Source organism: Xanthomonas euvesicatoria, from assembly GCF_013112235.1.
In the GTDB taxonomy this organism is placed as follows: Bacteria; Pseudomonadota; Gammaproteobacteria; order Xanthomonadales; family Xanthomonadaceae; genus Xanthomonas; species Xanthomonas euvesicatoria.
Map to the genome: position 1 here is coordinate 3,066,983 of NZ_JABFFS010000001.1, position 12,687 is coordinate 3,079,669.

Consider the following 12,687-nt stretch of genomic DNA (forward strand, 5'->3'; position numbering starts at 1 on the left):
AGCCCGGTGGATGTGCAGGAAGGCATGGATGTCGCGCGGACCGAGGTGGTACGCAAAGGCAGGTGTGTGCGGTCCGCCGAAATGAGCGCCTATGCAAGGCGCTTCCTTCTCCCGTCGAGACATTGTCCCGCCTGATGCGGACGGTGCTCCGAAGGGGAATGAGGGTGCGGGCGAAGCCTCGTGCTACTTACTTCGCAAGTGCATACGCCCGCACCCAAACGCCGCTCTGCGCCCCGCCCGCGCTTGCGGCGCGGGCGCTCAAAGTCGCTCGCGCCGCTAGCACGCGCAGGCCGTGCCTTCTCGCCCGGGCGGGAGAGGGGCTATCGGTTTCAGCACTCAGACTTCAAGCGAGGCCAGATCGCCCTTGGTTTCCAGCCACTGCTTGCGGTCGCTTGCGCGTTTTTTGGCCAGCAGCATGTCCATCAACGAACGCGTCTGCTCGCCGTCGTCGATGGTCAGCTGCACCAGTCGACGCGTGTCCGGGTGGATGGTGGATTCGCGCAGCTGCTGCGGATTCATTTCGCCCAGGCCCTTGAAGCGGGTGACGCTGATCTGGCCCTTCATCTTTTCGCGCGCGATCTTGTCCAGCAGCGTGGTCTTTTCTTCTTCGTCCAGCGCATAGAACACCTGCTTGCCCACATCGACACGGAACAAGGGCGGCATCGCCACGAACACGTGGCCGGCGGCCACCAGCGCGGGGAAATGCTGCAGGAACAGCGCCGTCAGCAGCGTGGCGATATGCAGGCCATCGGAGTCGGCGTCGGCCAGGATCACCACCTTGCCGTAGCGCAGCCCGGTGATGTCGTCCTTGCCCGGGTCGCAACCGATCGCGATCGCCAGGTTATGCACTTCCTCGGAGGCCAATACGCTGCCGGAAGCCACTTCCCAGGTGTTGAGGATCTTGCCGCGCAGCGGCAGGATGGCCTGGAAATCCTTGTCGCGCGCCTGCTTGGCAGAGCCGCCGGCCGAATCGCCTTCGACCAGGAACAGTTCGGTACGCGACAGATCCTGGCTGATGCAATCGGCCAGCTTGCCGGGCAGGGCAGGGCCCTGGGTGACCTTCTTGCGGACGATCTGCTTTTCGGTCTTCAACCGTGCGCTGGCGCGATCGATGGCGATCTGCGCGATCTTCTCCCCGATCTCCACGTTCTGGTTGAGATACAGGCTGAAGGCATCGTGCGCAGCACCTTCGATGAAGCCGGCAGCCTGGCGCGAGGACAGGCGTTCCTTGGTCTGACCGGAAAACTGCGGATCGGTCATCTTCAGGCTGAGCACGAAGGTCACCCGGTCCCAGACATCTTCCGGTGCCAGCTTGACGCCGCGCGGCAGCAGATTGCGGAAATCGCAGAACTCGCGCAGCGCATCGGTCAGGCCCGAACGCAGGCCATTGACGTGGGTGCCATGCTGCGCGGTGGGGATCAGGTTGACGTAGCTTTCCTGCACCAGCTCGCCTTCCGGCACCCAGGCCGCGGCCCAGTCGACGATTTCGGTGTCTTTTTTCAGGCTACCGACGAACAGGTCGGCCGGCAGCAGCTCGTGCTCGGCCATCTCACCCTTCAGGTAATCGCGCAGGCCGTTTTCGAAATACCAGCTGTCCTGCTCGCCGGTTGCCTCGTCGTGCAATTTGACGGTCAGGCCGGGGCACAGCACCGCCTTGGCGCGCAGCAGGTGCCGCAACGCACGCACATTGAATTTGGGCGTATCGAAATACTTGGGGTCGGCCCAGAAACGCAGCCGCGTGCCGGTATTTTTCTTGCCGACGGTACCCACCACTTCCAGCTTGGACGCGGCGTTGCCATCGCGAAACTCCATGCGGTGCTCGCTGCCTTCGCGCTTGATGAACAGTTCGACCTTGGTCGACAGCGCGTTGACCACGCTTACGCCTACACCGTGCAAGCCACCGGAGAAGGTGTAGTTGCGGTTGCTGAACTTGCCGCCGGCATGCAGCCGGGTCAGGATCAGCTCCACGCCCGGAATCTTCTCTTCCGGATGGATGTCCACCGGCATGCCGCGGCCGTCGTCGGACACTTCGCAGCTACCGTCCTTGTACAGCGTGACTTCGACCTGCTTGGCGTGGCCGGCCAGCGCCTCGTCGACAGAGTTGTCGATCACTTCCTGCGCCAGATGGTTCGGGCGCGCGGTGTCGGTATACATGCCGGGGCGGCGTTTGACCGGGTCCAGGCCCGACAGCACTTCAATATCGGCGGCGTTATAACGGGTGTTCATGCATCTCGTTGGCACGTGAAACGACGCGCAAGTGTGGGGGCTGAGCCGATTTTTTGCACGCGACCGGCGTTCAGTGGGGGGCCGGGCAGCATTGGCTACCGTGGCGTTGGTTTCGCAATCAAACGTCCCCACCTGAGGATGTCACCGAAGCCAAAGAGGACGCCATGAAGTTCAAGCACATCCTGATGCTCACCCTCGGTGCGGCCGCAGTCGCAGCGCTTCCCGCCATGGCCCAGGCCGCTCCGCAGCAGACCGGACAGGGCGCCGCAGCTCAAAAGGCCGATGACGCGAAGGCCAAGACCGAAGCCGAACGCAAGGCCGAACGCCGCGCTGCCGCCGCTGCGCAGAAGCCCAAGGCCGACAGCGCCCCGCGCGAGGAAGAGGAAGAAGAAAAGCCTGCACGCTGATCGCGCGGCCTAGCGGCCAGGTGCCACCGACGCCCCGGCATTGCCGGGGCGTTCGCTTTTGGGGCAGCTATGTAAGACCACGCAGCATTCGCCCTGTTGGCGTAGCCGGTGCCTGGGGCTGGCATGTAACGCGCATGCATTCCGGCCCCCGCAGAGAGCCCGCAATCGCCTGGCCACTGCCCGTCATGTCTGCCAGCCGCTCAGGCCTGCACGACATGCACTGTTTCAACGTGTGATGACCTCGTCGTCACGCAACCCTTGGGCATTCGCCCATCACCCGCTAAACTATGGCTTTCCGGGAGGCTTCAAGCCCCATGACCCCCCTGATTTTCGTTACCGGCGGCGTAGTGTCCTCGCTAGGCAAGGGCATTGCCGCCGCTTCGCTTGCGTCCATTCTTGAAGCGCGTGGCCTGAAGGTCACGATGATGAAGCTGGACCCGTACATCAACGTGGACCCGGGCACGATGAGCCCGTTCCAGCATGGCGAGGTCTACGTCACCGACGACGGTGCCGAAACCGACCTGGATCTGGGTCACTACGAGCGTTATGTGCGCACGCGCCTGTCGCGCAAGAATTCGGTGACCACCGGCCGCATCTACGAGAACGTGATCCGCAAGGAGCGTCGTGGCGATTATCTGGGCGCCACCGTGCAGGTGATTCCGCATATCACCGACGAGATCCGCCGCTGCATCGACGAGGCCACCGCCGGGTTCGATGTCGCGTTGATCGAAATCGGCGGCACCGTCGGCGACATCGAATCGCTGCCGTTCCTGGAAGCGATTCGCCAGGTGCGCACCGAGCGCGGCGCCGAAAAGGCCATGTTCATGCATCTCACGCTGGTGCCGTACATCGCGGCGGCCGGTGAGCTGAAGACCAAGCCGACCCAACATTCGGTCAAGGAACTGCGCTCGATCGGCATCCAGCCGGACGTGCTGCTGTGCCGGTCCGAGCAGGCGGTGCCGGATTCGGAGCGTCGCAAGATCGCACTGTTCACCAATGTCTCCGAGCGCGCGGTGATCAGCTGCCCGGATATCGACGTGCTGTACGGCATGCCGCTGGAATTGCTGCGCCAAGGCCTGGACGAACTGGTCATCGAGCAGTTCAAGCTGCGCGACAAGGTCGCCGCGGCCGACCTGTCCGAATGGGCGGCGGTGGTGGATGCGGTCAAGCATCCGCTGGACGAGGTCAACATCGCCGTGGTCGGCAAGTACGTCGATCACCAGGATGCCTACAAGTCGGTGGCAGAAGCGCTGCGTCACGGTGGCCTGCGTCAGCGCACCAAGGTCAACCTGAAGTGGCTGGAAGCGCAGGATCTGGAGGGCAGCGACATGTCTGCCTTGCAGGACATCGACGGCATCCTGGTGCCGGGCGGTTTCGGCGACCGCGGTTTCGAAGGCAAGGTGCAGACCTCCAAGTTCGCGCGTGAGCACAAGGTGCCGTATTTCGGTATCTGCTACGGCATGCAGGCGGCCGTGGTGGACTATGCCCGCCACGTCGCCGACCTGGATGCAGCCAACAGCACCGAGAACGATCGCCAGTCGCCGCACCCGGTGATCGGCCTGATCACCGAATGGCGCACCGCCACCGGTGAAGTCGAAAAGCGCGACGAAAAATCCGACCTGGGCGGCACCATGCGTCTGGGCCTGCAGGAGCAGCGCCTGAAGCCCGGTACGCTGGCGCGCGAGGTCTATGGCAAGGATGTGGTGGCCGAGCGGCACCGTCACCGTTACGAGTTCAACAACCGCTATCGCACGCAGTTGGAAGACGCCGGCCTGGTGATCTCCGGCAAGTCGATGGACGACACCCTGGTGGAAGTGGTGGAGTTGCCGCGCGACACGCACCCGTGGTTTTTGGCCTGCCAGGCGCATCCGGAATTCCTGTCCACCCCGCGCGACGGCCATCCGCTGTTCATCGGCTTCGTGCGTGCGGCGCGCGAGAAGAAGGCTGGCGGCAAGTTGCTCAAAGAAGCGCGTGCGTGAGTTCCTTCTCCCATCGGGACCTCGGTCCCCTTCATGGGGAGAAGGTGGCCCTTAGGGGCGGATGAGAGGGGCGCCGCGACGCACTGGAAGATGGCAGCTGTGATGAACGCGTCGCCCCGCGCCAGCCATGGCAAACCATCTGGCCTTACAAGCGCTTGCAACCCGTACCCTCACCCCAACCCCTCTCCCGACGGGAGAGGGGCTTAATTACTTAGGTGACCTGATGAAACTGTGTGACTTCGAAGTCGGCCTCGACCAGCCGCTGTTCCTGATTGCCGGCCCCTGCGTGATCGAATCGATGCAGCTGCAGCTCGACGTGGCCGGCAAGCTCAAGGAGATCACCGGCAAGCTCGGCGTCAACTTCATCTTCAAGTCGAGTTTCGACAAGGCCAATCGCACCTCCGGCACCAGCTTCCGTGGCCCGGGCCTGGAAGAGGGTTTGAAGGTGCTGGATGCGGTGAAGAAGCAGATCGGCGTGCCGGTGCTCACCGACGTGCACGAATACACCCCGATGAACGAGGTCGCGGCCGTCGTCGACGTGCTGCAGACCCCGGCATTTTTGGTGCGCCAGACCGACTTCATCAAGAACGTCTGCGCCGCCGGCAAGCCGGTCAACATCAAGAAGGGCCAGTTCCTGGCGCCATGGGACATGAAGCCGGTGGTGGACAAGGCCAAATCCACCGGCAACGAGCAGATCATGGTCTGCGAGCGTGGCGCCTCGTTCGGCTACAACAACCTGGTCAGCGACATGCGCTCGCTGAGCGTAATGCGCGACACCGGCTGTCCGGTGGTGTTCGACGCCACCCATTCGGTGCAGTTGCCGGGCGGGCAGGGCAGCAGCTCCGGTGGTCAGCGCGAGTTCGTGCCGGTGCTGGCGCGCGCGGCGGTGGCGGTCGGGATTTCCGGCCTGTTCGCCGAAACCCACCCGGATCCGTCCAAGGCGCTGTCCGATGGTCCCAATGCGTGGCCGCTGGATCGCATGGAAGAACTGCTCGAAACCCTGATGGAGCTGGACGCCGTCACCAAGAAGCACGGGTTTGCGCGCTTTGCGTGAGTTCTGATCAGCGCGCGGCCGCTGCAGCGCGCCGCCGGGAGCGGCGGTGGCGCCAGTGGCCCTGGGGCTGGTGGGCACTGGCCGCGTCGATCGCGGCGTGGGCGTGCATGGCGGTCATGGCCGTTCTGTTTACCGCCAGCATCGGCATGCCGGGCGATGGCGACCATGCCATGCAAGCCACGCAGCTGCCGATGCGCATCACGCTGATCATGGCCACCATGGCCGTTGTCAGTAGCCTGGCCACGGGCTCGGCTGCATTGCGGCTGAGTCGCCAGCCTGGTGCGGCGATCGCCGCGCTGATCCTGCTGTTGGTCTTGCTGCTGCTGTCTGGTTTGTCGCTGTTGGGCTTGATGGCGTAGCGGTCCGCCCGCGACGTGCTGCGTGTAGCGGCGACATGCGATTTGGCAATGGACCGGTGTGCAGCGATAATCCGGCAGCTTGTTTCCGGTGTACTTCCCCCCTTACTGGTAACCGAACGGACCTATGACCACTATCGCCAAGATCCTCGCCCGCGAAATCCTCGACTCCCGCGGCAATCCCACGCTGGAGGCCGAAGTCACGCTGGACGACGGTTCGTTCGGCCGCGCGGCCGTGCCGTCGGGTGCCTCGACCGGTACCAAGGAAGCGGTGGAGCTGCGTGATGGCGACAAGACCCGCTACCTGGGCAAGGGCGTGCGCCACGCGGTGGACAACGTCAACGGGACCATCGCCGAGACGCTGAAGAACTTCGATGCGGCCGACCAGCAGGGCCTGGACCGTCGCCTGATCGATCTGGACGGCACCGAGAACAAGGGCCGCCTGGGCGCCAACGCGCTGCTGGGTGTTTCGCTGGCCGCCGCGCATGCCGTAGCCGCCTCGCGCAAGCAGCCGTTGTGGCAATACCTGTCCACCATCACCGAATCCGACGTGGCGCTGCCGGTGCCGATGATGAACATCATCAACGGCGGCGCGCATGCCGACAACAACGTCGATTTCCAGGAGTTCATGGTGCTGCCGGTCGGTTGCAGCTCGTTCTCCGAAGCGCTGCGCGCCGGTACCGAAATCTTCCATTCGCTCAAGTCGGTGCTCAAGGGCCATGGCCTGAGCACGGCGGTGGGCGACGAAGGCGGCTTTGCGCCGGACTTCCGCAGCAACGTCGAAGCGCTGGACACCATCCTCGAAGCGATCGGCAAGGCCGGCTACACCGCGGGCGAAGACATCCTGCTGGGCCTGGACGTGGCCTCCAGCGAGTTCTACGACAACGGCAAGTACAACCTGGTCGGCGAGAACAAGCGCCTGACCAGCGAGCAGTTCGTCGACTTCCTGGCCGACTGGGTGGCGCAGTACCCGATCATCAGCATCGAAGATGGCCTGGCCGAGGACGACTGGGCCGGTTGGAAGCTGCTGACCGAGCGCGTCGGCAAGAAGGTGCAGTTGGTTGGCGACGATCTGTTCGTCACCAACCCGAAGATCTTCAAGCAGGGCATCGATTCGGGCACCGCCAACGCGATCCTGATCAAGGTCAACCAGATCGGCACGCTGACCGAAACGCTGGAAGCCATCGCGATGGCGCACGCGGCCAACTACGCCTCGATCGTGTCGCACCGCTCGGGCGAAACCGAAGACACCACCATCGCCGACATCGCCGTGGCCACCACCGCCACCCAGATCAAGACCGGCTCGCTGTGCCGCAGCGACCGCGTGGCCAAGTACAACCAGTTGCTGCGCATCGAGCAGGCGCTGGGCTCCGGCGCGCGTTATGCCGGCCGCGACGCGTTCGTTTCGATCAAGCGATAAGCCGTGCGCAACTGGCGCTGGCTACTGCTGGTGCTGGCGGTACTGCTGGCTTGGCTGCAGTACCGCTTCTGGTTCGGGCCTGGGAATTCCGGCGAGGTGATGATGCTGGAAGCCCAGGTCGCGCATCAGACACAGGACAACGAAGGTCTGCGCCAACGCAACCAGGCGTTGGCAGCAGAGGTGAAGGATTTGAAGGACGGCGAGGCGGCAATCGAGGAACGCGCGCGCAGCGAGCTGGGCATGATCAAGCCGGGCGAGACGTTCTATCGCGTGGTCGAGGATGCGCCGCTGCCGGCACCTGCATCGCCTGAGGCTCCGGCCCCCCCACAGCAAGCGCCTGAGCCGATCGATCCGGTGGATCACCCATGACCGGGTCCATCTGGGCAATCGTGCCGGCCGCCGGGCGCGGCACCCGTTTTGGCGGGCCGCTTCCCAAACAGTATTTGCCGGCCGGCGGTCAGCCACTGATGGCGTACACGTTGGCGGCGCTGGCGGCGCATCCGGCGCTGGCCGGCATCATGGTGGCAATCGCCCCCGGCGATGCCGATTGGCCCGGCTGGACCGCGGTGCAGTCCACGCCCGTGCTGACCTGCCTGGGGGGTGCGAGTCGCGCAGCCTCGGTGCTGGCTGGCTTGCTGGCCTTGCCTGAAAGCGTGCGTGCCGACGATTTCGTGCTGGTCCACGATGCCGCGCGGCCGAATCTGGCCCTGGCCGATCTGGACCGCCTGCTGGAAATCGGCCGTGGCGACCCGGTCGGCGCCATCCTGGCTGCACCGGTGCGCGATACGCTCAAGCGTGCCGGCGACGATGGCGGTATCGACGGCACCGAACCGCGCGAACGCCTGTGGCGCGCACTCACCCCGCAGCTGTTTCGTCGCCATCAACTGATCCGTGGACTCACCGAGGCCGCGGCGGCCGGTGTCGAGATCACCGATGAAGCGATGGCGATGGAGCGGATGGGGCTGCGCCCTTTGCTCGTGGAAGGCGCCGAAGACAACTTCAAGGTGACGACCCCTGCGGATCTGGCGCGCTTCGAATTTGAACTGGTCAACCGGGGGCTCGGAGCCCGGGACCCGGAAAGCGCACATCCCCAGTCGTCCGTTCTGGCTTCTGCTTTCTCCGGCCCGGGGTCCCGGGTTTCCGGGCCCGAAGAGATCTAATCCATGTCCTTCAATTTCCGAATCGGCCAAGGCTACGACGTGCATGCGTTCGGCCCTGGCGACCACGTGATGCTTGGCGGTGTGCGCGTGGCGCACAGCCACGGCGTGCTCGCCCATAGCGATGGCGATGTGGTGTTGCACGCCCTGTGCGATGCGATGCTGGGCGCGCTGGCGCTGGGCGATATCGGCCAGCATTTCCCGCCTTCCGATGCGCGTTGGAAAGACGCCGACAGCGCACAGTTCCTGCAGCATTGCGATGGCTTGCTGCGCGAGCGCGGATGGCGCGTCGGCAATGCCGACATCACCGTGATCTGCGAGCGCCCCAAGGTCGGCCCGCATGCGGTGGCCATGCGCGAGCGCATTGCCGGCCTGCTGGCGATCGAACTCGATGCGGTCAGCGTCAAGGCCACCACCAGCGAACAGTTGGGTTTCACCGGCCGCGGCGAAGGGATCGCTGCACAGGCCGCGGTGTTGCTGGGCAGGACCGCTGTGCCTCATCAATAGCAACACAGGCAGCGCTTGGGGCCGGAGCCGGCGCCGATGCTGCCCGACGCAATCACCGCGCCGAATCATTCGGCGCACAGCGCGCCACGTCCGGCGCGAAGGCGAACCACACCATGAGCGAGACCTCTTTGCTGCCGCGTGCGCATGGCGCTGCCGTGCTCAGCGCGGCGATGCGCAGCACCCCGGACGATTTCCAGGTCGACGAGCTGCCGGCATTCGAGCCCTCCGGCGAAGGCGAGCATCTGCTGCTCACCGTGCGCAAGCGTGGCCAGAACACCGCCTATATCGCCAAACAGCTTGCGCACTGGGCCGGCATCGCCGAGATGGGCGTCAGCTATGCGGGTCTGAAAGATCGCCATGCAGTGACCACCCAGCGCTTCAGCGTGCATCTGCCCAAGCGCATCGCGCCGGATATCGCCGCGCTGGATGATGCGCAGATGCAGGTGGTCCAGAGCGCCTGGCACAACCGCAAGCTGCAACGCGGTGCGCTGCACGGGAACCGCTTCGTGCTGACGCTGCGCCAGGTGCAGGGCGAGCGCGAGGCGATCGAGCAACGGCTGCAGGCGATTGCTGCGCGTGGCATTCCCAATTGGTTCGGCGAACAACGCTTCGGTCGCGATGGCGCAAATGTGGCGGCTGCGCTGGCGATGTTCGGTCATGTGCAAGCTGAGGACGGAACGTTGCTGCCGGCGCCCACATCCAGGCGGCGGCTGCGCAACGATCAGCGCTCGATGTTGCTGTCGGCAGCGCGTTCGGTCCTGTTCAATCGCGTGCTTGGCGCACGCGTGGCGCAGGGCAGTTGGGATAGCGCACTGCAGGGCGAGGCGTGGATGCTGGACGGCTCGCGCAGCGTCTTCGGCCCGGAGCCGTGGAGCGAGGCCCTGGCAGAGCGATTGGCACGTTTCGATATCCATCCCAGCGGGCCGTTGTGGGGCATTGGCGCGTTGCGCTCGACCGATCAAGCGGCAGCGCTGGAGCAGGGCGCGTTGTCCGATCCGCAATCCGAAGCATTGCGCCAAGGCCTGGAAGCAGCGGGGCTGAAGCAGGAGCGCCGCGCGCTGCGCTTGCGCCCGCAGGGTCTGGACTATCGATGGCTGGAGGCACAGACCCTGCAATTGGAGTTCGCGCTGCCGCCTGGCTGTTATGCCACCGCGGTGCTGTGGGAACTGGGAGATGTCACCGACGCCGGTCGCTTCAACGTCGGCATGCGCGCCGACGCATGATCGCGCACAAACGCCGGCCGATCGCGCGGGGCAGCATGGACGGTTCAATCATGCGATGCGCGCAAAAGCGGCCTCGGCGGTCGCTGAGGCGATAGTGGCCGGTCGCGGCGTCACGAGCCATGTCCAGCTGCACAAGGCGCGCAACAGGAATCGGCTCGTGTCCGACGAGCCATGCGCGACAGACCTTCCAGACAACACGTCGCCACGCGCAATGGCTGCCGTTTCGCATCACTCGCGCGTAATCATCGGCCTATCGCCGCCGCGCCAGCAACACCAGCAGCGCCCCGGTACCGCCCTGCGTCGGCGGCGCCGAATGAAACGCCAGCACATCGTTGCGTTGACGCAGCAGCCGGTCCATGAGGTTCTTCAGCACGGGCGCACCGGTGTCCGATTGCAGTCCCTTGCCGTGGATGATGCGCACGCAACCATGTTCGTGCGCGTGTGCTTCCAGCAGGAACTGGCGCAGCAACGATTCGGCCTGCGCTGCGGTGGCGCCGTGCAGATCCAGTTCGTCCTGCACCGAGAATTGCCCGCGCTTGAGCCGTTGAAACAAGCGGGTGGGAAGATTCTCGCGCCGATAGCTGGCGGTATCGCCCGCTTCCAGCGGCGCGCTGTCGCGCAGCAGGCGCGCAAATTCGGTATGCGCTTGGGCGTCGTCGCGCTCGGCCATGCGCGCGCGCGGCTTGGGGCGTGGCTTGGCGTTGGCCGGTGGGGCGACTTCACGAATCGGCTTGACCGCGCCGATCGCTGCGCGGAACAACGCGCCGTCGTCTTCGTCTTCAGGATGCGACATCTGCACAGCGTACCCGGTCCAAGCGCAGACGCACGCGAAGATCAAGCGCGAAGGCGCGGGACGCATCCGGTATCATGGCCCGGTTTTCCGAGGAGTCCCATGCGCGTACTGGTTAGCAACGACGACGGTGTCGACGCCCCCGGCATCCAGATTTTGGCCGAGGCGCTGCGCCATGCCGGTCACGAAGTGATGGTGGTCGCGCCCGACCGCGATCGCTCCGGCGCCAGCAATTCGCTGACGCTGGATGTGCCGATCCGCACCCGCCGCGTCGATGCGCAGACCTGCGCAGTGGCCGGCACGCCGACCGACTGCGTGCATCTGGCACTCACCGGTATGCTCGATTATGACCCGGACATCGTGGTCTCCGGGATCAATAATTCGGCCAATCTGGGCGACGACGTGATCTATTCGGGCACCGTGTCGGCCGCAATGGAAGGCCGCTTCCTCGGCTTGCCGGCGGTAGCGGTGTCGTTGGTCACGCACAATTACCAGGCGCATCACTACGACACCGCCGCGCGCGCTGCGGTGGAAATCGTGGCGCGGCTGAAGGCCGACCCGTTGCCCGCCGACACTATCCTCAACGTCAACGTGCCGGATCTGGCATGGTCGGATGTGCTCGGTTTCGAAGTCACCCGGCTCGGCAACCGCCACCGGTCCGAGCCGTGCGTGCCGCAGCGCGATCCGCGCGGCCGCACCGTGTACTGGATCGGCCCGGCCGGTCCCGAGCAGGACGCTGGCGCCGGTACCGATTTCCACGCCGTGCGTACCGGGCATATCTCGATCACGCCGATCCACGTCGATCTCACCCGTTACCAGGCACTGGACACCGTTGCCGGCTGGGTGGGTGGGTTGACCGCAGCGCTGGACGGCCCGGCATGACGCCGAGGCTGCGCCTGCAACCGGAGTCGGTCGGGATCGGCATGACCTCGCAACGCGTGCGCGACCGCCTGGTCGAGCGCTTGCGCGAGGCGGGCATCCAGGACGAGGCCACGCTCAACGCGATGCGCACCGTGCCGCGGCATCTGTTCATCGATGAAGCGCTGGCCTCGCGCGCCTACGAAGACACTGCGCTGCCGATCGGCCATGGCCAGACCATCTCCCAGCCCTGGGTGGTGGCGCGCATGACCGAAGCGGTGCTGCAGGTGACCCCGGCCAAGGTACTCGAAGTGGGCACCGGCTCCGGCTACCAGGGCGCGATCCTGGCGGCGCTGGGGCTGGAGGTCTACACCGTCGAGCGCATCGGCGACCTGCTGCGGCAGGCGCGCAAGCGCTTCCGGCACCTGGGCATGAATGTGCGCAGCAAGCACGACGACGGCCGCATCGGCTGGCCCGAACACGGGCCGTACGACGCCATCGTGGTGACCGCTGCCGCACCGGCGTTGGTCGATGCATTGGTCGACCAGCTGGCGGTCGGCGGGCGCCTGGTCGCGCCGGTCGGAGGGCCTTCCTCGCAATCGTTGGTGCAACTCACCCGCGGGGCCGATGGTGCCATCGAACAACAGGTTCTGGCGCCGGTCACGTTCGTCCCGCTGTTGTCGGGCATGCTGGATTGAATCCATGAGAGT

13 protein-coding genes are annotated in these 12,687 nt (G+C 65.4%); 11 read left to right on the forward strand and 2 right to left on the reverse strand.

Annotation, left to right across the window (positions count from 1 at the left end):
• Positions 1 to 336: 336 nt before the first annotated feature.
• On the reverse strand, positions 337 to 2,226 hold the full coding sequence (parE, locus tag HLH45_RS13340; RefSeq protein WP_003481816.1) for a DNA topoisomerase IV subunit B: 1,890 nt from the start codon (positions 2,224 to 2,226) through the stop codon (positions 337 to 339).
• A gap of 164 nt (positions 2,227 to 2,390) precedes the next feature.
• Here parE and HLH45_RS13345 point away from each other — a divergent pair, with 164 nt between their 5' ends.
• The 9 genes from HLH45_RS13345 to truD all read left to right on the forward strand — a co-directional run bounded on the left by HLH45_RS13345 (position 2,391) and on the right by truD (position 10,329).
• On the forward strand, positions 2,391 to 2,633 hold the full coding sequence (locus tag HLH45_RS13345; protein WP_008571226.1) for a hypothetical protein: 243 nt from the start codon (positions 2,391 to 2,393) through the stop codon (positions 2,631 to 2,633).
• Positions 2,634 to 2,947: 314 nt separating this feature from the next.
• Positions 2,948 to 4,612 (forward strand): CTP synthase, encoded by a 1,665-nt coding sequence (locus HLH45_RS13350; protein WP_008571227.1) that lies wholly within the window; start codon positions 2,948 to 2,950, stop codon positions 4,610 to 4,612.
• Positions 4,613 to 4,835: 223 nt separating this feature from the next.
• The gene (gene kdsA / locus HLH45_RS13355) at positions 4,836 to 5,666 is read left to right on the forward strand and encodes a 3-deoxy-8-phosphooctulonate synthase (protein WP_008571228.1); all 831 of its coding nucleotides are present in this window, start codon (positions 4,836 to 4,838) and stop codon (positions 5,664 to 5,666) included.
• 116 nt (positions 5,667 to 5,782) lie between these two features.
• Positions 5,783 to 6,025 (forward strand): hypothetical protein, encoded by a 243-nt coding sequence (locus HLH45_RS13360; protein ID WP_041470058.1) that lies wholly within the window; start codon positions 5,783 to 5,785, stop codon positions 6,023 to 6,025.
• Positions 6,026 to 6,149: 124 nt separating this feature from the next.
• Positions 6,150 to 7,442, forward strand: a complete 1,293-nt coding sequence (gene eno / locus HLH45_RS13365) for a phosphopyruvate hydratase (RefSeq protein ID WP_008577316.1) — start codon at positions 6,150 to 6,152, stop codon at positions 7,440 to 7,442.
• 3 nt (positions 7,443 to 7,445) lie between these two features.
• Positions 7,446 to 7,811, forward strand: coding sequence for a cell division protein FtsB (gene ftsB, locus HLH45_RS13370; protein ID WP_008577317.1), 366 nt, complete (start codon positions 7,446 to 7,448; stop codon positions 7,809 to 7,811).
• Complete coding sequence (gene ispD, locus HLH45_RS13375) at positions 7,808 to 8,602, forward strand: 2-C-methyl-D-erythritol 4-phosphate cytidylyltransferase (RefSeq protein WP_008577319.1); 795 nt, start codon at positions 7,808 to 7,810, stop codon at positions 8,600 to 8,602. Before ftsB ends, ispD begins: the two co-directional genes overlap by 4 nt.
• Positions 8,603 to 8,605: 3 nt before the next feature.
• On the forward strand, positions 8,606 to 9,106 hold the full coding sequence (gene ispF / locus HLH45_RS13380; RefSeq protein WP_008577320.1) for a 2-C-methyl-D-erythritol 2,4-cyclodiphosphate synthase: 501 nt from the start codon (positions 8,606 to 8,608) through the stop codon (positions 9,104 to 9,106).
• Positions 9,107 to 9,219: 113 nt separating this feature from the next.
• Entirely contained in the window at positions 9,220 to 10,329 is a 1,110-nt protein-coding gene (gene truD, locus HLH45_RS13385) for a tRNA pseudouridine(13) synthase TruD (RefSeq protein WP_008577321.1), read from the forward strand.
• A gap of 250 nt (positions 10,330 to 10,579) precedes the next feature.
• Here the strand turns inward: truD and HLH45_RS13390 are convergent, their stop codons facing one another.
• A complete protein-coding gene (locus HLH45_RS13390) occupies positions 10,580 to 11,122 on the reverse strand; it encodes a Smr/MutS family protein (RefSeq protein ID WP_014089975.1) in 543 nt (180 codons plus the stop codon).
• A gap of 99 nt (positions 11,123 to 11,221) precedes the next feature.
• Here HLH45_RS13390 and surE point away from each other — a divergent pair, with 99 nt between their 5' ends.
• Positions 11,222 to 12,001, forward strand: a complete 780-nt coding sequence (gene surE / locus HLH45_RS13395; protein WP_008577325.1) for a 5'/3'-nucleotidase SurE — start codon at positions 11,222 to 11,224, stop codon at positions 11,999 to 12,001.
• The gene (locus HLH45_RS13400; RefSeq protein WP_008577326.1) at positions 11,998 to 12,675 is read left to right on the forward strand and encodes a protein-L-isoaspartate(D-aspartate) O-methyltransferase; all 678 of its coding nucleotides are present in this window, start codon (positions 11,998 to 12,000) and stop codon (positions 12,673 to 12,675) included. Before surE ends, HLH45_RS13400 begins: the two co-directional genes overlap by 4 nt.
• Positions 12,676 to 12,687: the final 12 nt, after the last annotated feature.